This window comes from Sporosarcina quadrami, from assembly GCF_014836615.1.
Lineage (GTDB): Bacteria > Bacillota > Bacilli > Bacillales_A > Planococcaceae > Sporosarcina > Sporosarcina quadrami.
The window spans coordinates 133,205-155,444 of the sequence record NZ_JACSQN010000001.1 but is presented as its reverse complement, the minus strand read 5'-3'; the positions used below and the strand labels follow the sequence as shown (position 1 = coordinate 155,444).

General features: G+C 41.9%; 25 protein-coding genes. 2 read left to right on the top strand and 23 right to left on the bottom strand.

The features are described 5' to 3' along the window. Window positions 1-7: 7 nt before the first annotated feature. The 8 genes from H9649_RS00765 to H9649_RS00730 are packed head-to-tail and all read right to left on the bottom strand — an operon-like array spanning window position 8 to window position 5,033. Window positions 8-748, bottom strand: a complete 741-nt coding sequence (locus tag H9649_RS00765; protein ID WP_191692740.1) for a class I SAM-dependent DNA methyltransferase — start codon at window positions 746-748, stop codon at window positions 8-10. Next, window positions 745-1,089, bottom strand: coding sequence for a ribosome silencing factor (gene rsfS, locus H9649_RS00760; RefSeq protein WP_191692739.1), 345 nt, complete (start codon window positions 1,087-1,089; stop codon window positions 745-747). Before rsfS ends, H9649_RS00765 begins: the two co-directional genes overlap by 4 nt. A gap of 30 nt (window positions 1,090-1,119) precedes the next feature. Continuing rightward, entirely contained in the window at window positions 1,120-1,686 is a 567-nt protein-coding gene (gene yqeK / locus H9649_RS00755; RefSeq protein WP_191692738.1) for a bis(5'-nucleosyl)-tetraphosphatase (symmetrical) YqeK, read from the bottom strand. Beyond that, complete coding sequence (locus tag H9649_RS00750) at window positions 1,661-2,245, bottom strand: nicotinate-nucleotide adenylyltransferase (protein WP_191692737.1); 585 nt, start codon at window positions 2,243-2,245, stop codon at window positions 1,661-1,663. Before H9649_RS00750 ends, yqeK begins: the two co-directional genes overlap by 26 nt. A gap of 13 nt (window positions 2,246-2,258) precedes the next feature. Further along, window positions 2,259-2,546, bottom strand: coding sequence for a ribosome assembly RNA-binding protein YhbY (gene yhbY / locus H9649_RS00745; RefSeq protein WP_191692736.1), 288 nt, complete (start codon window positions 2,544-2,546; stop codon window positions 2,259-2,261). Then, on the bottom strand, window positions 2,547-3,377 hold the full coding sequence (aroE, locus tag H9649_RS00740; protein WP_191692735.1) for a shikimate dehydrogenase: 831 nt from the start codon (window positions 3,375-3,377) through the stop codon (window positions 2,547-2,549). A gap of 12 nt (window positions 3,378-3,389) precedes the next feature. Next, window positions 3,390-4,490 carry a ribosome biogenesis GTPase YqeH gene (yqeH, locus tag H9649_RS00735; RefSeq protein WP_191692734.1) on the bottom strand — a complete coding sequence of 367 codons (1,101 nt, stop codon included), beginning with the start codon at window positions 4,488-4,490 and terminating at the stop codon, window positions 3,390-3,392. Between the two features lie 3 nt (window positions 4,491-4,493). Continuing rightward, window positions 4,494-5,033 (bottom strand): YqeG family HAD IIIA-type phosphatase, encoded by a 540-nt coding sequence (locus H9649_RS00730; protein WP_191692733.1) that lies wholly within the window; start codon window positions 5,031-5,033, stop codon window positions 4,494-4,496. 133 nt (window positions 5,034-5,166) lie between these two features. On the opposite strand from H9649_RS00730, the gene sigK reads away from it, so the two are divergent. Then, window positions 5,167-5,868 carry an RNA polymerase sporulation sigma factor SigK gene (gene sigK, locus H9649_RS00725; protein ID WP_191692732.1) on the top strand — a complete coding sequence of 234 codons (702 nt, stop codon included), beginning with the start codon at window positions 5,167-5,169 and terminating at the stop codon, window positions 5,866-5,868. A 255-nt stretch (window positions 5,869-6,123) separates the two neighbouring features. On the opposite strand, the gene mtnN is transcribed toward sigK, so the two are convergent. From mtnN to cymR, 15 genes are all read right to left on the bottom strand, one after another. Then, entirely contained in the window at window positions 6,124-6,816 is a 693-nt protein-coding gene (gene mtnN / locus H9649_RS00720; RefSeq protein ID WP_191692731.1) for a 5'-methylthioadenosine/S-adenosylhomocysteine nucleosidase, read from the bottom strand. Window positions 6,817-6,849: 33 nt separating this feature from the next. Continuing rightward, window positions 6,850-7,578, bottom strand: coding sequence for a YrrS family protein (locus H9649_RS00715; RefSeq protein WP_191692730.1), 729 nt, complete (start codon window positions 7,576-7,578; stop codon window positions 6,850-6,852). 72 nt (window positions 7,579-7,650) lie between these two features. Next, window positions 7,651-8,127, bottom strand: a complete 477-nt coding sequence (gene greA / locus H9649_RS00710) for a transcription elongation factor GreA (protein WP_191692729.1) — start codon at window positions 8,125-8,127, stop codon at window positions 7,651-7,653. A gap of 102 nt (window positions 8,128-8,229) precedes the next feature. Beyond that, on the bottom strand, window positions 8,230-8,865 hold the full coding sequence (udk, locus tag H9649_RS00705; protein ID WP_191692728.1) for a uridine kinase: 636 nt from the start codon (window positions 8,863-8,865) through the stop codon (window positions 8,230-8,232). Window positions 8,866-8,907: 42 nt separating this feature from the next. Beyond that, window positions 8,908-9,549 carry an O-methyltransferase gene (locus H9649_RS00700; protein WP_191692727.1) on the bottom strand — a complete coding sequence of 214 codons (642 nt, stop codon included), beginning with the start codon at window positions 9,547-9,549 and terminating at the stop codon, window positions 8,908-8,910. Window positions 9,550-9,590: 41 nt separating this feature from the next. Next, a complete protein-coding gene (gene mltG, locus H9649_RS00695; protein WP_191692726.1) occupies window positions 9,591-10,712 on the bottom strand; it encodes an endolytic transglycosylase MltG in 1,122 nt (373 codons plus the stop codon). Window positions 10,713-10,844: 132 nt separating this feature from the next. Beyond that, window positions 10,845-11,147, bottom strand: coding sequence for a DUF1292 domain-containing protein (locus H9649_RS00690; protein ID WP_191692725.1), 303 nt, complete (start codon window positions 11,145-11,147; stop codon window positions 10,845-10,847). A gap of 11 nt (window positions 11,148-11,158) precedes the next feature. Continuing rightward, window positions 11,159-11,578: a Holliday junction resolvase RuvX gene (gene ruvX, locus H9649_RS00685; protein WP_191692724.1), complete on the bottom strand. Its 420-nt coding sequence runs from the start codon at window positions 11,576-11,578 to the stop codon at window positions 11,159-11,161. 2 nt (window positions 11,579-11,580) lie between these two features. Next, window positions 11,581-11,847 (bottom strand): IreB family regulatory phosphoprotein, encoded by a 267-nt coding sequence (locus H9649_RS00680; RefSeq protein ID WP_191692723.1) that lies wholly within the window; start codon window positions 11,845-11,847, stop codon window positions 11,581-11,583. Window positions 11,848-11,928: 81 nt separating this feature from the next. Continuing rightward, window positions 11,929-14,562 carry an alanine--tRNA ligase gene (alaS, locus tag H9649_RS00675; RefSeq protein ID WP_191692722.1) on the bottom strand — a complete coding sequence of 878 codons (2,634 nt, stop codon included), beginning with the start codon at window positions 14,560-14,562 and terminating at the stop codon, window positions 11,929-11,931. Between the two features lie 326 nt (window positions 14,563-14,888). Then, on the bottom strand, window positions 14,889-17,354 hold the full coding sequence (gene recD2 / locus H9649_RS00670) for an SF1B family DNA helicase RecD2 (RefSeq protein WP_191692721.1): 2,466 nt from the start codon (window positions 17,352-17,354) through the stop codon (window positions 14,889-14,891). 28 nt (window positions 17,355-17,382) lie between these two features. Then, a complete protein-coding gene (locus H9649_RS00665; protein WP_191692720.1) occupies window positions 17,383-18,045 on the bottom strand; it encodes a tetratricopeptide repeat protein in 663 nt (220 codons plus the stop codon). A gap of 12 nt (window positions 18,046-18,057) precedes the next feature. Further along, window positions 18,058-19,182 carry a tRNA 2-thiouridine(34) synthase MnmA gene (gene mnmA, locus H9649_RS00660; protein WP_191692719.1) on the bottom strand — a complete coding sequence of 375 codons (1,125 nt, stop codon included), beginning with the start codon at window positions 19,180-19,182 and terminating at the stop codon, window positions 18,058-18,060. A 21-nt stretch (window positions 19,183-19,203) separates the two neighbouring features. Further along, complete coding sequence (locus H9649_RS00655) at window positions 19,204-20,346, bottom strand: cysteine desulfurase family protein (RefSeq protein ID WP_191692718.1); 1,143 nt, start codon at window positions 20,344-20,346, stop codon at window positions 19,204-19,206. Window positions 20,347-20,369: 23 nt separating this feature from the next. Next, a complete protein-coding gene (gene cymR / locus H9649_RS00650) occupies window positions 20,370-20,789 on the bottom strand; it encodes a cysteine metabolism transcriptional regulator CymR (RefSeq protein ID WP_191692717.1) in 420 nt (139 codons plus the stop codon). A 126-nt stretch (window positions 20,790-20,915) separates the two neighbouring features. On the opposite strand from cymR, the gene H9649_RS00645 reads away from it, so the two are divergent. Beyond that, window positions 20,916-22,202, top strand: a complete 1,287-nt coding sequence (locus H9649_RS00645; RefSeq protein ID WP_191692716.1) for a replication-associated recombination protein A — start codon at window positions 20,916-20,918, stop codon at window positions 22,200-22,202. Window positions 22,203-22,240: the final 38 nt, after the last annotated feature.

The window sequence follows — 22,240 nt, the reverse complement described above, 5'->3', positions numbered from 1 at the left end:
GGAAGCATCATTTGTAAACTTGATAAAATATTCTTTCACTTTCTGCAGTTGGAGGCTCATCTTCCCAATCCGCAAATATTCGTTCGACTGTAAACCCTGCTTCACGCAGCATATCTACATATTCAAATACTTGAAAGGTTCGTTGTTGGTGATTTTCATCGAAACGGCGATAAAGACCATTGTCTTCACGGATGAAAAAAGCGAGCTCAGAATAGACAGAATGCTCGGCATCGCCTTCTTCAGTCTCCCATATGTATGCAATGTGCCCATTATCAAACGTGAAAGGCCCTTCCATGAAGATCGTATCTGTTTTGAACGTTGAATGAACGTCAAAAAGTAACTTTCCACCGGATTTCAATGCTGAATGAATTCCTTTGAATGTTTGCACAACGTCTTGGCGTTCAGGTAGATAATTCAAGGAGTCGATCGCTATGACAGCAGCGTCATAGCTTCCTTCTCCTCGTATTTCCTGCATCGGTTGTTCTTTGAATTGAATTCGCAATGATAAATCGAGTGCCCGCTTTTCTGCTACCGCTAGCATTTCGGATGAAAGATCGATCGCAGTCACTTCAGCACCTTTACGTGCCAATTTCACTGACAGTAACCCTGTTCCGCAACCGACGTCCAAAATTTGCTTACCTTCAAGACTACCCGTTGCCAGTTCAATCAGCTCAACATAACTATCATACGGAATGTCCGTCATCAATTCATCATAGACAAGTGCAAAATCCGTATATGCTTCTTTCATCGCTCGTTGGCCATATTAAGTAGTGGAGCGTCTCCCCATAATCTTTCGAGGTTGTAGTATCCACGGTCGTCTTTATGGAATACATGTACTACTACATCACCTAGGTCAACTAGAACCCATCTACCGTTATCAAGACCTTCGACCCTTTTCACTTCAAAGTCATTTTTTGAAGCTTTGTCTGCCACTTCACGTGCAATGGCTTGTACTTGACGTTCGGAGTTTGCGTGACAAATGATGAATTGGTCTGCAATAAGTGAGACTCCTTCCATATTCAATACAACGATATCTTGGCCTTTTTTTTCATCTACTGCTTGATAAGCTGTTTCTAATAATGTTGGCATATTTTCACGATCCTTTTCATAGTTGTTCGTTCATTTTCTCTGTACAAGTTCATTATAACAATCGATCGAATCAGGATGAACTGCCACCCTTTTACCGATCAGATATAATATGGAATGGCTCACACAATCGTTCATCAGATCATGTATGGACTTTCCGTTCGTATCTCTTAGTTGTGCAATACCGGGGAATTCTCTTCCCGGTTCAATCAGATCTGCGATATATATAACTTTTTCCAAAGTAGACATGCCTGCTCTTCCAGTCGTATGATACCGTATTGCATTTAGTATATCTTGGTCAGCAACTCCGAACTCCTCACGGGCAATAATTCGGCCTGCCGATGCGTGCCAAAGCTCATGATGAAAGTCGAAAAGCGAAAACTCTCTACTGTCACCATCATTCTCAATAATTTCCCGCATATGCGCAGGTTCCATAAATTTTGCAATATCATGAAACAGCGCTGCCTGTTCCGCTTTTTCGGCAGACACGTTAAATTTAACCGCTAAGTTTTTCGCAGTATCCGCGACCCTCAATACATGTTCATACCGTTTTAGCGGCAATCTGTTTTTTATTTCATTTCGTAAATCCCTGACTTCCATACAGACCCTCCTGATGAATAAAGTCAGCTACCTGATCTGGCACAAGAAAACGGATAGTCCCTTCACTTTCCACCCGCTGACGAATAAACGTCGACGATAGATCAATCGCTGGTACGTTAACCATTGTAACCGGTAAAGAAGTTCTCCCATCCGTCCCAGGTCTCGCAACACCGACAAACGACACGAGTTCCAACAACTCTTCAATATTATACCAATTAGGAAGCATATCGATCATATCGCCGCCAATAATGAAGAAAAAGACGTTTTCGGGCTCATGTTCCGTCAATCGTTTCATTGTATCATACGTATAAGATACACCACCATGATCGACTTCGAATGAAGAGGCTTTAAGGCCAGGAATGTGTGCAACAGATAGCGATACCATATGCATTCGCTGTTCTGGCGAAGCATCCGCCGGATTCATTTTATGCGGAGGGATCGCGGTTGGCATTAAACGCACTTCGTCTAGTCCTAGGGCATGCCTCACTTCATTCGCAATGATGAGATGACCAACATGTGGAGGATTGAAAGTGCCACCGAGAAGGCCTATTTTTTTCATTCTAATTCACCTCTTAAGGTAGAACGATCTGTTTTTTCTCTTGTGATTCCTTGTAAACAACAAGTATCTTACCGATGATCTGTACGACTTCAATACCTGCATCTTGAAAGCTTGCAGCAATATCATTTTTATCTTCTTCACAATTCTGAAGGATACTTACTTTAATCAATTCACGTGCCTCTAGTGCTACTTCAATCTGTTTAATGATTTCTTCTGTCAAACCACCTTTACCAATTTGAAAAATTGGTGATAGGTGATGCGCTTTACTTCTAAGATAACTTTTCTGTTTGCCTGTTAACATTTAATTTCCTCCAAGTTTTGTTGAGATTGACCGAATCATTTTTTCAGTATCCGGATAAATTCCTGTCCATAATTCAAATGCAAGTGCTCCTTGATGCACAAACATTCCAATACCATTCATCGTCAGACCGCCCGACTCTTTTGCAGCCTTTAAAAACTCAGTTTGCAACGGGTTATAGATAATATCTGCCACAATAGAGCCATCTGACAACAAAGCCGGAGACAAAGGCATACCACTTTGTGCATGATTCATACCGACAGTCGTTGTTTGAACGATTAAGTTGAACTTACTTATTTCCGCTTCTGCCTGTCCAATAGGTATTGTCCGACTTCCTTCAATATCTTCAGACAGACGATGCGCTTTTTCAATCGTGCGATTTGTAAACGTCAACGGTCCGTAGCATGCCTCTTTAAGTGCGTAAGCAATTCCACTCGCTGCGCCACCCGCCCCAATGACAAGAACGGCGCTGTCACTTTTCCGCTTGCCAAACATTTCCTCTAATGACTGCACAAAGCCGCGTCCATCCGTATTCATGCCGAACAGTGTTCCATCATCAAGTACTTTTACGGTATTGACTGCATTCATCTTCTTTGCAGAATCGTTGATCTTATCGAGAAAAGGAATAATGGCTGATTTATGTGGCACCGTTACATTCCACCCACTGCAACCTAGACTTTTTAAGCTTTTAACAGCACTTTCAAGGTTTTCAGGAGTGACATGTACTGGTATATATGAAGCATCGATATTATTTTCACTGAACCACGCATCATGCATGGCGGGTGACATCGATTGTCTGATTGGATCGCCGATGACAGCATACCATTTTTTCATCGTGATGCCTCCTTATATGAGTGATGGTCTGAGAACGACATCCACCCCACGTGGTGCGTGTACCGCAACGACAACGCCTGGGTGCTGGACGGTTATCCAACCAAGTCCAGATATAACAAGGTCCGTCTTAGGCTTTTTAACTGAGAATTCATGCCTAACGAGCGGAGGCATCTTGTCCAACGATTCTCCACTTGGCGGAGATAACATCTCTCCAAGGTGATTGGCATATAAAGAGTCTGCATTTTCAAGTTTTGTACGATGGATCTGCAATTCATTCGATACATGAATTGTGAAAGAAGAACGATCACCAGCTATAAAGTCGAATCTAGCAAGTCCGCCAATGAACAGCGTCTGCTCCGCATTCAATTGGAACACTTTCGGTTTCAATTCCTTTTTAGGTGTAATCGCTTTTAAATCGGTTGTATCCAAGTGATGCGCAATCTGATGGTTATTAATGATTCCTGGTGTATCGTAGATCGCTTTACCGTCATCAAGTGGAATTTCAACTAGGTCAAGTGTCGTGCCAGGGAAATGTGAAGTAGTAATGACTTCACCTACGCCTGTTGCACTTTTAATAATACGGTTAATGAACGTCGATTTTCCCACATTCGTGCATCCGACCACATAGACATCTTTTCCTTTTCTATACTCATCAATGGCATTGAGCGCTTCTTCCATGCCTTGGCCTTTATACGCAGAAATGAGTAATACGTCAATCGGTTTCAAACCGAGTTTAGCCGCTTCTGCCTTCATCCAATTAATGAGTCTGTTACGGTTGATCGATTTAGGCAAAATGTCAGATTTGTTACCAATTAGAAGGATGTCCTTCTGTCCGACGAAACGTTGCAAGCCATTTATCCAACTGCCGTTAAAGTCGAAAATATCCACAACTTTTATAACAAGACCTTCCTTATCGCCAATACCATTTAAGATGGCAAGGAAATCATCTCCTGATAAAGAAACCGGTTGTAATTCGTTGTAGTTCCTCAATCGGAAACAGCGACGGCAAATAACTTCTTCTTTTTCCAAGGATGCTGCAGGTGCATATCCTTCTTTTTTCGGATCTTCTGTTTGTATATCAATACCGCAACCAATGCATTTAAGTTGTTCCAAGTCTTATTCCTCCCATTTAATCATTCCTGAGCGCTTCAGTTTGCCCATGATTCTTCTTTCCATCATCCGGTTGAATTTAGTGAAAAACCCATCCGAACTTGCTACAGGGACGACGAGTATCGTATATACTCCGAATCTATTCCCTCCGAGCACATCTGTCATTAGCTGATCTCCAACCATGACGACTTCCTCTTTTTTCAAGTCCATCATGGACAGTGCTTTTTTAAAAGACTTCCGTAAAGGCTTTCGAGCATCAAAAATAAATGGCGTGCCAATCGGATCACAAAACGCTTTCACACGTAATTCGTTATTATTTGAAAGGATTGTCACTTGCAATCCTTCTTCGTTCATTAATCTAATCCACTCAATGATTTCAGGAGTTGCTTCCGGTCGGTCCCATTCAACAAGTGTATTGTCCAAGTCCGTAATAATTCCTTTAATACCTTTTTCTTTTAAAGTTTCCGGTAAAATGTGAAAAATGTCTTTCACATACTCATCGGGCATAAATTTTTTATACAAATCATCCACTCCGTTATATCTCATTTTCTAAAATGATTATACCATATAGACCGTTCGACGTATTCATAAGTGTTAATGAAAACCTGCTCCAAGAACGTAGAATTAATACAAGCCACCATGGCATATGCTGTCATATAACGACACAGGAGGTGGACCGATGAGCGGGTTTGTTATGACACTCGTCCAACTGTGGGTCGAAATCCCCGCGATGGTTGGTTACATCAGGGGGCAGGCATTTCGACGTCCGTTGTCACAAGCGGAAGAAGCAGATTGCCTGCAACGATTGGCAGAAGGTGATGAAAGTGCTAGAGATGAACTCATTGAACGAAACATGCGACTCGTCGCTCACGTCGTAAAAAAATTCCATCCAAAACACGAACAACTGGACGATTATATTTCTATCGGCACAATCGGACTCATGAAAGCTGTGAACAGCTTTACATTAGACCGTAAGACTAAACTAGCCACTTATGCAGCTCGCTGTATAGAAAATGAAATTCTCATGTACTTGCGAACACAGAAAAAAGTCCAAAAAGACGTTTCGTTATTTGATCCTATCGGAACAGATAAAGACGGACAGTCATTGCAAATCGCTGATCTCTTGCAGACGGATGAAGAAGCCCCTATTGAGACTGTACAGCAGAAAGAGCAGAAAGAGAGGCTATACCGTCATTTAGGAAAACTCGATGGAAGAGAACTAGAGATCATCCAACGTCGCTATGGATTGCTAGACGATAAACCAATGACCCAAAAGGAGATAGCAGAACAACTTAACATTTCAAGAAGTTACGTCTCCCGCATAGAAAAAAGAGCTATCGTAAAGTTATATCAGTTATTCAAACACGAATACAACGAATGAAGACAAAGTATGCTATTTACGTTTTCCAAACAATGAAAAGGCGTTTCCATTCACAGATAACGAACCTGTGAAAGGAGACGCCTTTAGTTGCCTATTTTACTTTTCAAGACGGAAACCTCAGTCAGCGCTTACCTCGCGCATAATGACTACCGCAATAACCGTAGTTGCAAAGAACACACCAGCCATTAAATAGAACATGTTTGACATCCTCCTTCAAATCAATATGTACATTACAGCAATTATATCATATTCTCTTTACAATTTCGAGATGACTTGCATCACAATTTCAGAAGAATGTTTAGCAGCAATTGGCAGGAATTCATCAAAGCTAATTGAAGAGTCCTTACCAGCAATATCAGACAACGCTCGAATAACAACAAATGGCGTTCCGAACTGGTGGCACACTTGGGCAACGGCAGCAGCTTCCATTTCAGCAGCAATCATTGTAGGAAACAGTTTTCTTACATCCGCCACGCGATCGCGGTCACTCATGAACACATCACCTGAAGCAATTAAGCCAGTTGCATGTGGGTGTTGTCCGATTTCTTCAACCGCAATCTTTGCTATCGCTATCAGTTTTTCATCAGAACGGAACGTTTCAGGCATTCCCGGAACTTGTCCAGGTACATAGCCAAACGCAGTGACATCTACATCATGATGCGTCACTTCATCAGAAATGACGACTGTTCCGATTTCTAGCGCTTCACCAAAACCACCTGCGGACCCTGTATTCAAAATGATATCCGGCTTAAATTGTTGGATGACTAACGTTGTTGCGATTGCAGCATTTACTTTACCGATTCCACTTTTCGCTAATACGACTTCGCGGCCATCAATGTCACCTTCGATGAACTCACACCCACCGATCGTTGACACAATCGGTGTTCCAATCATTCCACGCAGAATTTCCACTTCTTGTTCCATTGCTCCAATGACCGCAATTTTCATATCCAATACCCTCCATATGAGCAGTCGATCCGCTCAATATTCAAAGTCCAATGTTGTTAACTTATCCATCTTAACAGGCTGCCATCCTTGTCCATCTACCCATTCAAGAAAAACCCTGAATTTTTCAGACTTGTCTTTTGTTGAAACGATGCCGATAGATTTTTGGGGACTTCCACCGTTTTTTATTTTCCAATAGATCAATTCATCTTTTTCAAAACCTGTTGCATAGGCAAGGGCTTTTTGTTTTTCAACCCAATCAATGGACTCTCCATCATATTTGGATTCATGAACACCTGTCTGTTCTGTCCCTATAGGCTTCCACGAAGTATTTATAACGGACTCCTGTATGAAATCATCTTCGCTCGGAACAATTGTCACCGTTCCAGAACTCTCTTCCTCCCCTTCACTTGAAGTAGAAGAGTCAGACTCAGTGTCTCCGTCATTACTATCGTCAGCAGACAGACCAGCGTTTTGATCAGTTGATGATTCCGTCTCTTCGTCATCAGGTTCAACAATTTCAATACTCTCGTCATCTACTGAATCTGATTCTTGACTATCTGTAGGATTACTTGTAGATTCCTCAACATTCTCATCAGTCGCCAAGTCATTTCCTTTGTCATCTTTTGGACCAATGATGATAAACGCACCGACGACAATGATTAGTAGTACAACGAGACCGATCAACACGTTCAATAACTGATTGCTTTTACTCGTACTGCGTTTTCGGTTAATGCGGGAAAAGTTCGGATCATTGTTATTCATCTCGCTGTCCCCCTTTTTTATACTTTACATTCAAGAAGAAAGACCGCCCTGTTAATAGGCGGCCGTTCAATTTTACTTGATTTCAACAATTACGACGGACATTTCTCCACCAGGAGTCATAATCTTAACTTCATCGTCTTTGCTGCGACCGATTAATGCTCTTGCGATTGGAGAATCATTTGATATCAATCCTTCGATCGGATTCGCTTCTGCAGAACCTACAATCGTATATGTTTCTTCATCACCATTTGGTAATTCCTTGAATGTAACCGTTTTCCCAAGTTGCACTTCGTGAGTGTTATCTTCGTCTTCAGTGATGATGACCGAATTACGGATCATCGATTCTAGCGAAGAGATTTTCCCTTCGACAAACGCCTGATCCTCTTTCGCTGAATCATACTCGGAGTTCTCAGATAGGTCCCCATAGCTTCGGGCAACTTTAATACGTTCGACTACTTCTTTACGCTTAACCGTTTTCAGGAATTCAAGCTCTTCTTCTAACTTCTTCTTTCCAGAAACCGTCATTGGATATTTTTTTTCTGATACCATCACACAACACTCCTCATATTTCCTGTTCATAAAAACACTATGCCGCCCCTTTGACAAGTATGCGACATAGGTTCGTTTATATTGAATTCTGACTACATCATATTACAAATTCGTTCCATATTCAAGAATTGTTTTTATTTTCGTTACCATTAGGTCAATTGCCACTTCGTTATGACCGCCTTCGGGAATGATTATATCGGCATAACGCTTTGTCGGTTCAATGAATTGATTGTGCATCGGTCGAACTACCGATAAATACTGATCAATCACTGAATCAATCGTTCTTCCACGTTCATTAATGTCTCTCATGAGACGTCTAATGATTCTTAAATCTGCATCAGTGTCGACGAACAGCTTGATATCCATCAAGTTTCTCATTCGTTCGTCTTCTAACACTAATATGCCTTCAAGGATTATGACGTCTTGTGGCTCAATACGGATTTTTTCGTCCGAACGTGTATGAAGCGCATAATCATAAACGGGCTTATCAATTGACTCGCGTTTTAATAGCATTTCGATATGTTCAATCAGATGATCTGTGTCAAATGCTAACGGATGATCGTAATTCGTTCTCAATCGCTCTTCAAAATCTAAGTGAGATTGGTCTTTATAATAAAAATCTTGTTCGATCACTACTACTGAATGCTCTTTAAAGACATTGTAAATCCGGTTTGTCACGCTTGTCTTTCCGGAACCTGAACCACCGGCAATCCCTATGACAAGAGGTTTATTGCTCATTATTCATGTCCTCCCTCATATCAAATAACCTGAGATATCCATTCACTTATGACGTTTTACAGCGATCAGAATTCCGTCACCTACAGGCAATAAAGATGAGTCATAGTCAGGATGCTCCATGACCCATGCGGTAAATGCTCGCAGATTCCTGATCATCGTGCGATTTCGTCTAGGAATTTCTTCGTCAGCCATCAGTACAGCACCATGCATAAACATATTATCGCAGTAGATGATTCCACCTGGCGCAACATGATTGCTATACTTCTCAAAAAATCGTTTATATTGCCCTTTTGCAGCATCGATGAATAATGCATCAAAATGTATAGGAGGAAGGATTTCACTTGCCAGTTCAAGGGCGTCCCCTTCAATAATGGTTATACGATCGTTTAATCCTCCACGGCGTATGAATTCCACCGCTGTAGTAAAGCGATCAGCATCCCGCTCAATTGTTACAACAGAAGCCTTATCCAAAGCTTGAATCATACGGATAGCAGAATACCCTATTGCGCTTCCAATTTCAAGAATTTGCTTCGGCTGTTGAATACGCAACAACCCGAGAAACGTGTCCATTCCGCTTCTATCCATTATCGGCACATGGTTTAAAGCGGCATATCGTTCCATTTCTTCAACAAGAGAATTAGCTGGTTCTGAAAAACCAGCTATATAGTCTTCGTACATTTTCATATACTAGCCACTTCCTATCAATTACAGCTAATTAAGCACAATCAATTCGGTCTGTATTTATTACGATTATTCAAATGCTCATCATATGTTTTCGCAAAATGATTGTTACCTTCATAATCTGCCAAGAAATACAGATAATCCGTCGTAGAAGGATCAATGACTGCTTCTATAGATGAACGACCGGCGTTTGCAATCGGACCTGGTGGAAGTCCTGTATTTACATATGTGTTATATGGATCCTCAATTTCAAGATCAGAAAACAGGACTCGGTCTTTGTGCTCGCCAAGCGCATATAGCACAGTCGGATCAGTCTGCAAAGCCATATCAATTTTCAATCGGTTGTAAAATACACTCGCTATTGTTTCGCGATCCGTTTTAGCAGTTGCTTCTCTTTCAAGAAGACTAGCAAATGTTAGCAGCCAATGAACGGATTTATTATTATTCTCAAGATAGGAGAAATACGGTGTTAAATTAGAAGACGTTGCGTCAAGCATTGTTGTAACAACCGTCTCTACTGTTGGCTTCTCTTCAAAAAACGGGTACGTTGCTGGGAAGAGATATCCTTCAAGAGGGTATTTCACATCTTCATTAAGTATTTCTTCCGACAATATTTTCGGATATTTAATCATCATAGCTTCAATTGTCTGTTCGCTATTCACATAATCCAAGAATTCTTTTTCTTTAATGCCGATCCGTTTTTCAACGACTTTTGCAATTTGATCGAGTGTCAGCCCTTCTGGCACTGTCATAGTAAATACAGGTGTTCTGTATACTTTTCCTGTTTTAAGACTTTCAATCAATTCATCCAACGTCATTGCTTTCGTCAAGCCGTAAGAGCCCGCTTGAAATTGGGACTGATTATTGAACTTCGCATAATATTTAAAGATTCTTGCATCTTTAATAATTCCCTTGTCTTCAAGCACTTTCGATATAGATGTCAATCCTGAACCGATAGGGATTTCAATTTCAATAATCTCTTCTGATTTGGGGTCGACTGGTTGAAGCGATTCGCTTATGTACTTATAAATTGCTCGACCACCTAAAAGGCTAGCGATGAGGATTATTAAGACGATAACAAAAACGATTCGTCTGACAATCTTCACTTCTTTTTTCTTTTCAATCATCTTTTCGAACATGACATCTTTTTTAGAGCCTTTGTCCATTTAGCGCTACCTCATTTCAAACGATTTCTTTGTTTCATCGTTTTGAACGTAAACATGTATTTGCGATTCAATAGTTCTTAACAGTGAAAAAACGGAATGGCCTTGCACCATTCCGTCACGTGCATTTATAAATTATTCTTCGTCGTCTTCTTCGTCCTCTTCAGCAAGGAACGTGTTAAGCATTTCTTCGATCATATCCCATTCTTCGTCTGTTTCGATCGGCAATAATTCGCCATCTTCGTTATCTTCAGAAGGGATGAATGCTGAAGCATGAATTTCTACTTCTTCGTCGTCGCTAACTTCTTCGTCACCTAAAATATGATAAAGTACATAAGATTTTCCGAAGTCTTCTGAATCGAATGTGAAAATCACTTCACATACATGTTCTTGTCCGTGCTCGTCTACTACTGTCATTGTCTCTTGTCCGTGTTCCATCTCAAATCACCTCATCTGTTTTTTGAATCAAGATACCCTTGGAGTATCATGACTGCCGCCATCTTATCGATGACTGTCTTTCTTTTTTTTCTGCTGACGTCCGCTTCAATCAGCATGCGTTCCGCTGCCATCGTCGTCAGGCGCTCATCCCATAATACAACAGGATGTCCAAACGTCTCTTTTAACAGTTCCGCATACTGTTCAGAAGCTTCTCCTCGTGGTCCTATAGAGTTATTCATGTTCTTTGGATAACCGACGACGAATGAAGTTACTTCATATTCAGCAACTAGCTCTTGAATTCTCTCCATGCCAAAATCGCAGGAGCTTTCGTCGATTTTGACCGTTTCGATGCCTTGGGCTGTCCACCCAAGTGCATCGCTGATCGCAATTCCGACCGTTTTGGATCCTACATCTAATCCCATTGTCCTCAATTCTACTTACCTCTGTTCTCACGGATATAAAACTTAACCAGTTCCTCTAGAATCTCATCCCTCTCCAACTTACGGATAAGGTTACGGGCTTCATAATGACGAGGAATGTATGCCGGATCGCCCGAAAGGAGGTAACCGACAATCTGATTAATCGGGTTATAGCCCTTGTCTTCGAGTGCTGAATGGACATGTAGCATAACCTGTTTTACTTCTTGCTCCATGGATTCTTCAGGAAAGTTGAATTTCATCGTCTTGTCGTATGAATTCATAGTCGACACCCCGCTTTCCAATCGTCCGTTCGCAAACCGGATACCTTTCCCACTTACTTTATACCCGAGTTGCATTTCCGCTTAAACGGATTTGACATAATCATACACGGATTGAAGTGCTTCATCAAGTTTTGAAGCATCTTTCGCTCCAGCCATTGCCATATCAGGACGTCCTCCACCCTTGCCTCCGCAAAGAGACGCTACGTGATTGACGATTTTACCAGCATGGAAGTTCCCGTTTTTCAAATCTTCGGTCACACCAGTCGCAAGCATTACTTTCCCATCAGCTTCAGCTCCAAGAACGATGACACCTTTTACGAGTTTCTGCTTCAACTCATCAATCATCTGTCGTAGCGCGTTATTATCTTTTACATCGACCCTTGCAGACAGAACGGTTACATCGTCAATTTGTTGAGAGGAGGCAAGTATATCTGTCAGTTGACTATTACCCAATTTTGCAGATAGTGAGTCATTTTCGCGTTGCATTTCTTTCATTTCCGTCAATGTTGCGTTCACTTTTGTCACAATGTCTTTCGTGTTCGCTTTCAACAAAGCAGCAGCTTCGGATAGAAGCATTTCTTCTTCTTTGAATGATTGGTAAGCTTGTTTGCCCGTTAACGCTTCAATTCTTCGCGTACCTGCTCCGATGCCGCCTTCAGATTCAATCTTAAATAGCCCGATCGAAGACGTTGCAGCGACGTGACAACCACCACACAATTCCAATGAGAAGTCTCCTACTGTAACAACGCGTACAATATCACCATATTTTTCTCCAAACAGCGCCATTGCACCCATTTCTTTCGCTTCACTAATTGGCTTCTGCTCAATTTTTACTACAATATCTTCCCAGATCTTCTCGTTTACAATCGCTTCGATTTGTTCAAGTTCATTTTTTGTCACTTGTCCGAAGTGAGAGAAGTCAAAACGTAATCTGTCTGGTCCGACATATGAACCTGCCTGATTGACGTGTTCCCCAAGAACCATTTTCAATGCTTTGTGAAGTAGATGTGTTGCTGTATGATTTTTGATTGTTAGATTTCTCGCTTGCGCGTCAACTTCTGCAATGACAAACGTGCCGTTCGTCACTTCTCCTGTCTTGACGAAACCAGTGTGTAAATGTTGGCCGTTTGGAGCCTTTTTAACATCCTTCACTTCGATAATAAATGTATCGCTTGACAACGTACCTTTATCCGCAATTTGTCCTCCGCTTTCAGCATAAAACGGCGTGTGATCGAGGATGAATTGAATCTCTTCGCCTTCAGAAACGCGTTCCACCAATTCACCGCCATGTACTAATGCGACAATTTTCGACTCCATTTTCAATTGATCATATCCAACGAATTCGCTCTTTTCATGAATACTGCCAAGCACTTCAGATTGTACATGCATGGAATCGACATCTTGACGAGCAGCTCTTGCACGTTTCCGCTGGTTATCCATTTCCACGTCAAACCCAGGTCGATCAACAGTCACACCAGCCTCTTCAGCGAACTCCTCCGTCAATTCAAATGGGAATCCGTATGTGTCGTACAATCTGAAAGCATCAGCTCCAGACACTTCTGGATGACCGGAAGTTTTCGCCTTGTCGATTATTGTGTTAAGTATTGTTAATCCTTCGTTTAATGTTTCGTGAAAACGTTCTTCTTCATTTTTCACGACTTTCATAATGAACGATTCCTTTTCCTTCACTTCAGGATAGAAGTCTTTCATAATATCGCCGACAACTGGTACTAAACCATACATGAATGGTTTATGGATACCGATCTGCTTCGCGAACCTCACAGCTCTTCTTAACAATCTTCGTAATACATAGCCACGACCTTCGTTCGATGGCAATGCACCGTCTCCGATAGCAAATGCCACCGTCCGGATATGATCGGCAATGACTTTGAATGCTGTATCTTTCATATGATCTTTTCCGTATTTTTCACCTGAGACATTTTCAACTGCATGAATGATTGGCATGAAAAGATCAGTGTCGAAATTTGTCGGTACATTTTGAATGACACTTGCCATCCTTTCAAGCCCCATACCCGTATCTATATTTTTCTTAGGAAGCGGTGTATACGTATTGTCAGGATTATGGTTGAATTCAGAGAACACTAAGTTCCAGATTTCCAAATAACGTTCATTTTCTCCACCTGGATAAAGTTCAGGATCCGTAAAATCGTCCCCGTATGAAGGACCTCTATCATAAAAGATCTCTGAGTTCGGTCCACTCGGGCCTTCTCCGATGTCCCAGAAGTTACCTTCAAGACGGATGATGCGTTCTTCCGGCATTTCAATCTTGTCTCTCCAAATGGCATACGCTTCATCGTCTTCTGGATGAACTGTTACTGAAAGAAGTTCCGGATCAAAACCGATCCATTTTTCATTCGTCAGAAAATCCCAAGCACGCACGATTGCTTCTTCTTTAAAATAATCGCCAATCGAAAAATTGCCGAGCATTTCAAAGAACGTATGATGTCGAGCCGTTTTACCGACATTTTCGATATCATTTGTTCGTATGGATTTTTGCGCATTGACAATTCTTGGATTTGTCGGCACTACTCTACCGTCAAAATATTTTTTCAACGTAGCGACCCCGCTGTTTATCCATAGAAGAGATGCATCATCTATTGGGACAAGAGGTGCGCTTGCCTCGATGTCATGGCCATATTCTTTAAAGTAATCTAAAAACATCTTACGAATCTCTGCCGCTGTTAACTGTTTCATTTTAAATTCCTCCTATTTGATTTAGTATTTTGACTGATTTTCGTTAATGCTTGATCCTGCATGAAAACAAAAAAGTCCCCGCCCCTGTACAAGGGACGAAGACGATTCGTGGTACCACCCAAATTTACCGGTCAGACCGGTATCTCAAGAAGCCTTAACGTGGCGAACGGCAAGGATCAGTTGCACTCGGGAGTAGCTTTCGGACGACTAACCAAGGGATTCCTTGCAGCCTAGGGAATCCTTTCTTAACTCGGTCAAAAGCCTACTTTCTCCGTCAACGAATTTTATTATGTTACTTTGGATTATAGGTAAAAGCAGCCCGACTGTCAATCCATCGGTTCAGAAAAATCATTTGGTGTAACTCCTTGCATGCCGATCATCGGGTCTATTCCTAGAATCGTATCCATAGTCAACCGGTATTCAGCAATGATTGTCGGTTCTTCACCTGTTTCAGTCGCTTCATTTTCGGCATCCATTACAGTAGCATCTTTACTAGTATTTGCGACAGCTGCCATGTCGCTAATGATTTCTTTGCACAACCGCTCTTTAAGCGTCGTTTGACGTTCTAATTCATCTTTTCGGTTAATGCCTATTTTGAACTCTTCAGGTTCTCCACAAAGAATGAGAAAGTCTTTGGCGCGTGTAATCCCTGTATATAGAAGGTTTCTGCGGAGCATTTTTCGATAACCGCGTACGATCGGCATGACGACGATAGGAAATTCGCTACCTTGTGATTTATGAATAGAGCAGCAATAAGCGAGTGTGATCTGATTCAGATCATTCCGTTCGTATTCCACTTCAATGCCATCATAAGAAACGATTAGCAGCTCTTTTTTGTCTATTGTCTCTTTTGCTTTTATGATCGAAATGACTTCCCCCATATCTCCATTGAACACATTACTCTCAGGTTGATTGACAAGTTGTAGCACTTTATCGCCAATCCGATAGACCACATCTCCAAAGGCCACTTCTTTGCGATCGGGCCCAGGAGGGTTAGCCATCTGCTGAATCATTTTGTTTAAACCATCAATACCTGCCGGCCCTTTGTACATCGGTGCCAACACTTGAATGTTTTTAATCGAATGACCTTTCGATAGTGCATTTTTCAAAATTTGCTGGACCGCTTCAAGAATCTGATCTCCATGTGCTTTTATGAAAGAACGATCAGCTGTTTTCTTAGTGATATCACCAATCATTGTAGAGTTTTTAATCATATGGGCCATTTCAATAATCGTGGAGCCTTCACTTTGTCTATAGATTTCCGTCAGTTCCACAACCGGGATTTTGCCTGAGTTCATCATATCTTTGAGTACTTGTCCAGGCCCGACTGGTGGCAACTGATCTTGGTCACCTACAAAAAGGATTTGCATGTCATTGTCGAGCGCCTTCAGCAACTGATGTGCAAGCCAAGTATCGACCATGGACATCTCATCGATGATGATCAGTCTGCCTTCCACTTCTTTGCCGGTTGCATCATCTTTCTCCTGGCCATTAAATCCTAGAAGCCTATGAATTGTCATAGCAGGTAACCCTGTCGATTCAGACATCCTTTTGGCAGCTCTGCCAGTAGGTGCAGCAAGAACAATCGGAAACGTTTCTTCTTTTTGTGCATATACTTTCGGATCCAATGAAAGACCATGTAATTCAGCGTACACTTCTACTAGTCCTCGTATAACTGTCGTCTTTCCTGTACCCGGTCCTCCTGTCAAAATCATGACGGGGGAATGAAGCGCCTTTTCAATTGCAGCAACTTGGGTTTCAGCATAACCGACTCCTAGTCGCTCCTCCGCTTCCCCAATCGCCTTTCGAATTTCGGATACAGGGAAAGTATTGGACAGATCATTTTCCAAAATGTGCTCAAGCTTGCTAGCTATACCTATTTCAGAAAAGTAGAGGGAAGGAATATACAGTTTACGTCCTTCACCTGCAATCTTCCCTTCTTCCACCAATTCAAGTACAGCACGCGATATATCCTGAAACGGCACTTCCTCTTTTTGACTAGCTTCGAGCAGACTTTTTATCTCTGGCAATATAAGTTCAGCTTCCAAATAGACATGTCCTGATGACTGTACGGCTTGGTTTAATATATGTAAGATTGCAGCTTTAACTCTAGAGGGATGCTTGCCTGTAATACCGAGTTGCCGACCAAGTTCATCAGCCCGTTGGAAACCGATACCTTCCACGTCTTCTATTAGACGGAATGGATTTTCTCTTAAAAGATCCAATACTTCCTCTCGATACGTCTGATAGATTCGCATAGAAAGCTGTGGACCGAAACCCCAATCGTTTAGTTGGACCATGCTTCGCTCCAGTCCTAAGTTTTCCTGAAGGACCGAAACGAGAACATCTTTCTTTTCTTCCGATAATCGGGGCACATGATCGAGGACTGAACGGTCTTCCAAAATCTTTTTAATTGCATCTTTCCCTAATTTCTTGACGATAGTATCTGCTGTTTTACGGCCAATCCCAGGGAACAGGTCGCCGGACAAGTAGTGGACAATCCCCGTTTCCGTTTCAGGCATTTCTTTTGTAAATGTGTGCACGTCAAATTGCTTGCCATATGTTGCATGATTGACAAGTTTTCCGGTTAGTCGATAGTCCTCTTCATTTGTAAGCGGCGGGAAGCTTCCTTTTATAACGATTTCCTTGTCTTCATATCCGCTATTAGTTTTGGATATCTTCATTTTAACGATTGAAAACAGGTTATCGGGATTGTGGAAGATCGTTACGACAGGTCTTCCGACGATAAAAACAGCTCCATCCACCGCTACTTGTCCATTATCCTGTATCATTCTGTCCACCGCCTAGCTATTATGCTTGTCAGGACTGATCGCCTAACTTAATCATATCGAAAATATATCGCGCTTGCGTATGTTCTGGTTCAATTGTGAATGCTCTTTCCAAATGATGTAGCGCATCATCTTTCCTATCTGTCGAGACTGCATACAGAACTCCCATATTATAATGCGCATCAGCATGCTCTTGATCATTTTGCAAAATAAAAGTGAACTCCTGGTCAGCTTCTTTGAATAATTCCATTTCAGCAAGAAGAATGCCATATGCCAAACGGATTTCAAGATCTTCTGGAGCAAGTTCAGCAGCACGTTGCATATACGGCAAAGCTAGTTTTGCACTTCCAGATTGTTTGAGACTTTTTGCGAGCATAAAATAAGCATCCGCTTCGTCTAAACCTGTACGAATAGCTTTTTCATAGAGTTTTGCCGCTTCTTCGTACCGCTCATTGGAAAAGTACAGATTTGCTAAACCATAAAAAGCCGAGCCTGCTTTTTCATCCAATGTAATCGCTTTTTGGAAAAACCGTTCTGCTCGTTCAGTATCACCAGCAGACGCAAACACATTTCCAAGATTAATATAGCCGACAGGGTTTTCGGGTTCTTCCTCAGCCGCCTTCATAAATGCTTCTATCGCTTTTTCAAAATTACCTTCTTGAAGGGCTTTAATGCCGATTTCATTGTGTTCCATATAATTCCCCTCTCATCCTACATATTCTAGTTGCACGCCATTTTTAATGACTTTGTCAATCGTTCCGCCACCCAGACATTCTTCACCGTCATAAAAGACGACTGCCTGCCCTGGTGTAATTGCTCTTACGGGTTGTGCGAACGTTACGTCTGCTGTTCCATCTTCATTCAACTTCACATGTACGTTCGTATCGGGTTGACGATAGCGGAATTTCGCAGTGCATTCAAACTCTGTTGGCAACCTCCTTGCTGTTGCAAAGCTCAGATCAATAGCTGTTAGGCTATCCGAATACAACGCATCATGGTGAAAGCCTTGACCAACTAGAAGGTGATTATCTTTCAAATCTTTTCCGATTACAAACCAAGGGTCGCCAGCACCGCCGATCCCAAGGCCGTGACGTTGTCCGATTGTATAATACATAAGACCATCATGTTTGCCAACCGTCTGTCCATCCATCGTTTTCATATGACCGGGTTGTGCAGGTAAGTACTGCCCAAGAAACTCTTTGAAGTTCCTTTCTCCGATAAAACAAATACCTGTAGAGTCTTTCTTCTTAGCTGTTGACAAGCCTGCCTCTTCAGCCATTTTACGGACTTCTGATTTGTCCAGTCCACCGATAGGGAACATAACTTTCTGCAACTGATCTTGTGTCAATTGATTCAAGAAGTACGTTTGATCCTTATTTTCATCTTTACCTCTGAGCATCGCTACGCCGTCATCCGTTTCAACGACTTGCGCATAATGACCTGTCGCGAGGAAATCCGCTCCAAGACTCATCGCATGGTCAAGGAATGCTTTAAACTTAATTTCCTTGTTACACATAACATCAGGATTCGGTGTTCTGCCTGCCTTGTATTCTTCAAGGAAGTACGTAAACACTTTATCCCAATATTGCTGTTCAAAATTGACCGCATAATACGGAATGCCGATATCATTACAAACACTAATTACGTCTTCATAATCTTCAGTTGCCGTACAGACACCGAACTCGTCCGTATCATCCCAGTTTTTCATAAAAATACCGATGACATCATATCCCTGCTCTTTTAAAAGTAGGGCGGCGACGGACGAATCGACTCCTCCTGACATGCCGACAACGACACGTGTTTCTGCAATTGATTTAGTGGAAGTTCTCATTATAATTCATCCTTTATCTTTTCATTTCACAAGTCGTTGAATAATTTCAGTTGTCATTAAAGCTGCATTTCGCACTTTGTCTACATCTAATCCGAGACCGAAACTGAAACGCACGGAATTCCTTAGTTTGGTAGAACTACTTCCGAACATCGCTGCCAATACATGAGACGGCTCAAGGGAACCAGCAGTACATGCTGAACCACTCGATACCGCAATGCCTGCCATATCCAAATTGACGAGCAATGACTCAATGTCTGTTCCAGCAAAACTGATATTCATTACATGTGGTAGCTTCTCGGTATGATTTGCATTCACTTCGTATTGAATGTGTTGCGCATCAAATACAGATGTCATGATTTCCTTGTAGCGATTATACTTCTTACGGTTGGCTTCCATCTCACGTTGAGCGATTTCGACCGCTTGCGCAAATCCCGCAATTGCAGGTACATTTTCCGTGCCCGCACGGCGTTTGCGTTCCTGTTCACCGCCAAACGAAAGAGGTGCCGTCTGCAGGCCTTTTCGTTGGTATAGAAAACCAACACCTTTAGGACCGTTAAGTTTATGAGCGGACGCGCTCAACAAATCGACTTGAAGTTCATCCACATGAAGTTCGACGATACCGAAGGCTTGAACAGCATCGGTATGGAAAATCGCTTGGTGATCTTTAAGCAAAGCACCAATTTCCTTTATCGGTTGGACGGTTCCTACTTCGTTGTTGCCGTACATAATCGTTACAAGTATCGTCTGATCTGTCAGTGCTTCAGCTACTTGTGTTTTTGTTACACAGCCGTTCTCATCCACTGGAAGGTACGTAATTTCAAATCCCCTTTTCTCAAGCTCTTTACAGGAATGTAAAACGGCGTGGTGTTCAATTGCAGTTGTAATAATGTGATTGCCTTTTTCTCGCATACTAGTTGCAGTTCCAAAAACTGCGATGTTATCAGCTTCCGTACCCCCTGATGTAAAAATGATCTCAGTCTGATCCGCATTTAGTGCTGCAGATATCGTTTTTCGGGCATCATCAACCAACTTCCTTGATGCTCTACCATACGCATGTATGCTTGATGGATTTCCAAATTCGGAATCCATCACTTTTTTATAAATGTTGCTTACTTCAGGGTGAATAGGCGTTGTCGCTGCATGATCCAAATATATTGTTTCCATCGTTAAACTCCTAACTGAATCGTTCATATATAAAACATGTATCCATCTGATGTCAAGGATTCATCGGATCTGATCAAGTCGTCTATAGTAGTAGTATCCAAGACATTTCGAATTGCATTCCCAATTCGATTCCATAATTCCTGTTGCGGGATGCCCCCTTCAGTAATACCATCAACTACTTGAATGGGTCCTTCAAGTAATCGGATAACTTCCCCAGCGGTAATTTCAGCTGGTGGTCGGGACAATTTGTATCCTCCGTATGCACCTCGTACACTTGTGACAATACCGCTGTTTCGCAATGCTGGAATAAGTTGTTCTAAATACGCTTCTGATAGACCGTTCTCATCAGCAATTTTTCGTAATGCTAATGGGCCTTCCCCAAAATTCTTACCTAGTTCGACGATTACCGTCAGGCCATAACGCCCTTTAGTTGAAATTCTCATTACTAACCAGCGTCCTTTTCATTAAGTACAAAATATTATAGCATAACTGTAGTCTAGCTTCCTTCAAATGACTTCCAACCAATCATTGTGTATAATGGTGGAACAGATGTGCGGGGAGTGATCAGTTTGCATAACGAACCTTTAGCTTTTAGGATGAGACCAAAACATATAGATGAAATCGCTGGACAACAACATATTATCGGTAAAGATACTGCATTATACAGAATGATTACAAAAGGGCACGTCCCGTCCATGTTGCTATATGGAGAACCTGGTATCGGAAAAACTTCACTTGCTTATGCTATTGCAGGTACAAGTGATTTGCCTTTCATTGCACTTAATGCAACTGTATCGGGTAAGAAAGATGTAGAAGAAGTTGTTGCAGAGAGCAGGATAACAGGAAAAGTGATTCTGTTCCTCGATGAGATTCACCGATTCAACAAACTGCAACAGGACACATTGCTTCCTCATGTTGAGAAAGGATCGATCGTTCTCATTGGCGCGACGACCGAAAACCCCTATCATGATGTCAATCCTGCGATTAGGTCGCGATGCGGTGAAATTTTGCAGTTAAAAAGACTTGATCGAGAAGATCTTATCAAACTGCTCAACCGCGCTATTCTTGATAAAGAGAGGGGCCTCGGGAAAAAAGCTATTCAAATTTCTGAAGAACAGATTGATAAAATAGCATCCGGCGTGAATGGTGATGCTCGAAAAGCACTCACTTTACTCGAGTCCATTGTATCGGCAAGTGATGAAGAAGATGATACTGTCATTATCGAAGATTGGCTAATTGATAACTTAATAGGAAGAATAGGACTTGTTGGCGATAATAAAGGATCACATCATTATAATTTACTTTCTGCACTTCAAAAGTCAGTTCGTGGTAGTGATGTTAATGCATCAATATTCTATTTGGCAAACCTACTTGAGACAGGTGATCTCGTTGCGGTCAATCGCAGACTACTCGTCATGGCTTACGAAGATATCGGTCTTGCTGCACCTGAAGTCGGTCCGCATGTGCTTGCAGCAACTGATGCAGCAATTCGACTTGGAATGCCAGAAGCAAGAATCCCTTTGGCCAATGCAGTCATTGAGATGTGTCTTGCGTCAAAGTCCAACTCCGCCTATAAAGCAATTGATGCAGCAATTGGAGCTATTAATGCAGGTAAAACAGGAGATATCCCGCTCCATTTAAGGGATACTCACTACGCAGGTTCTGCTGACCTTGGACATGTAGGGTACCAATATCCACATGCGACACCTATTGGGTCATTCGGTGGGTGGGTCAATCAGCAATACTTGCCTGATAAAATCAAGGATATGGAGTTTTTTGAACCCGTCCTCGCAGGCGAAGAGAAGAAGCTAGCCGGTATATACGAACGGCTGAAAGAATTCCGTAAAAAGAAGTAATAGAGTAAAACAGCACTTTCCTTCATTTTTTGTTCAAA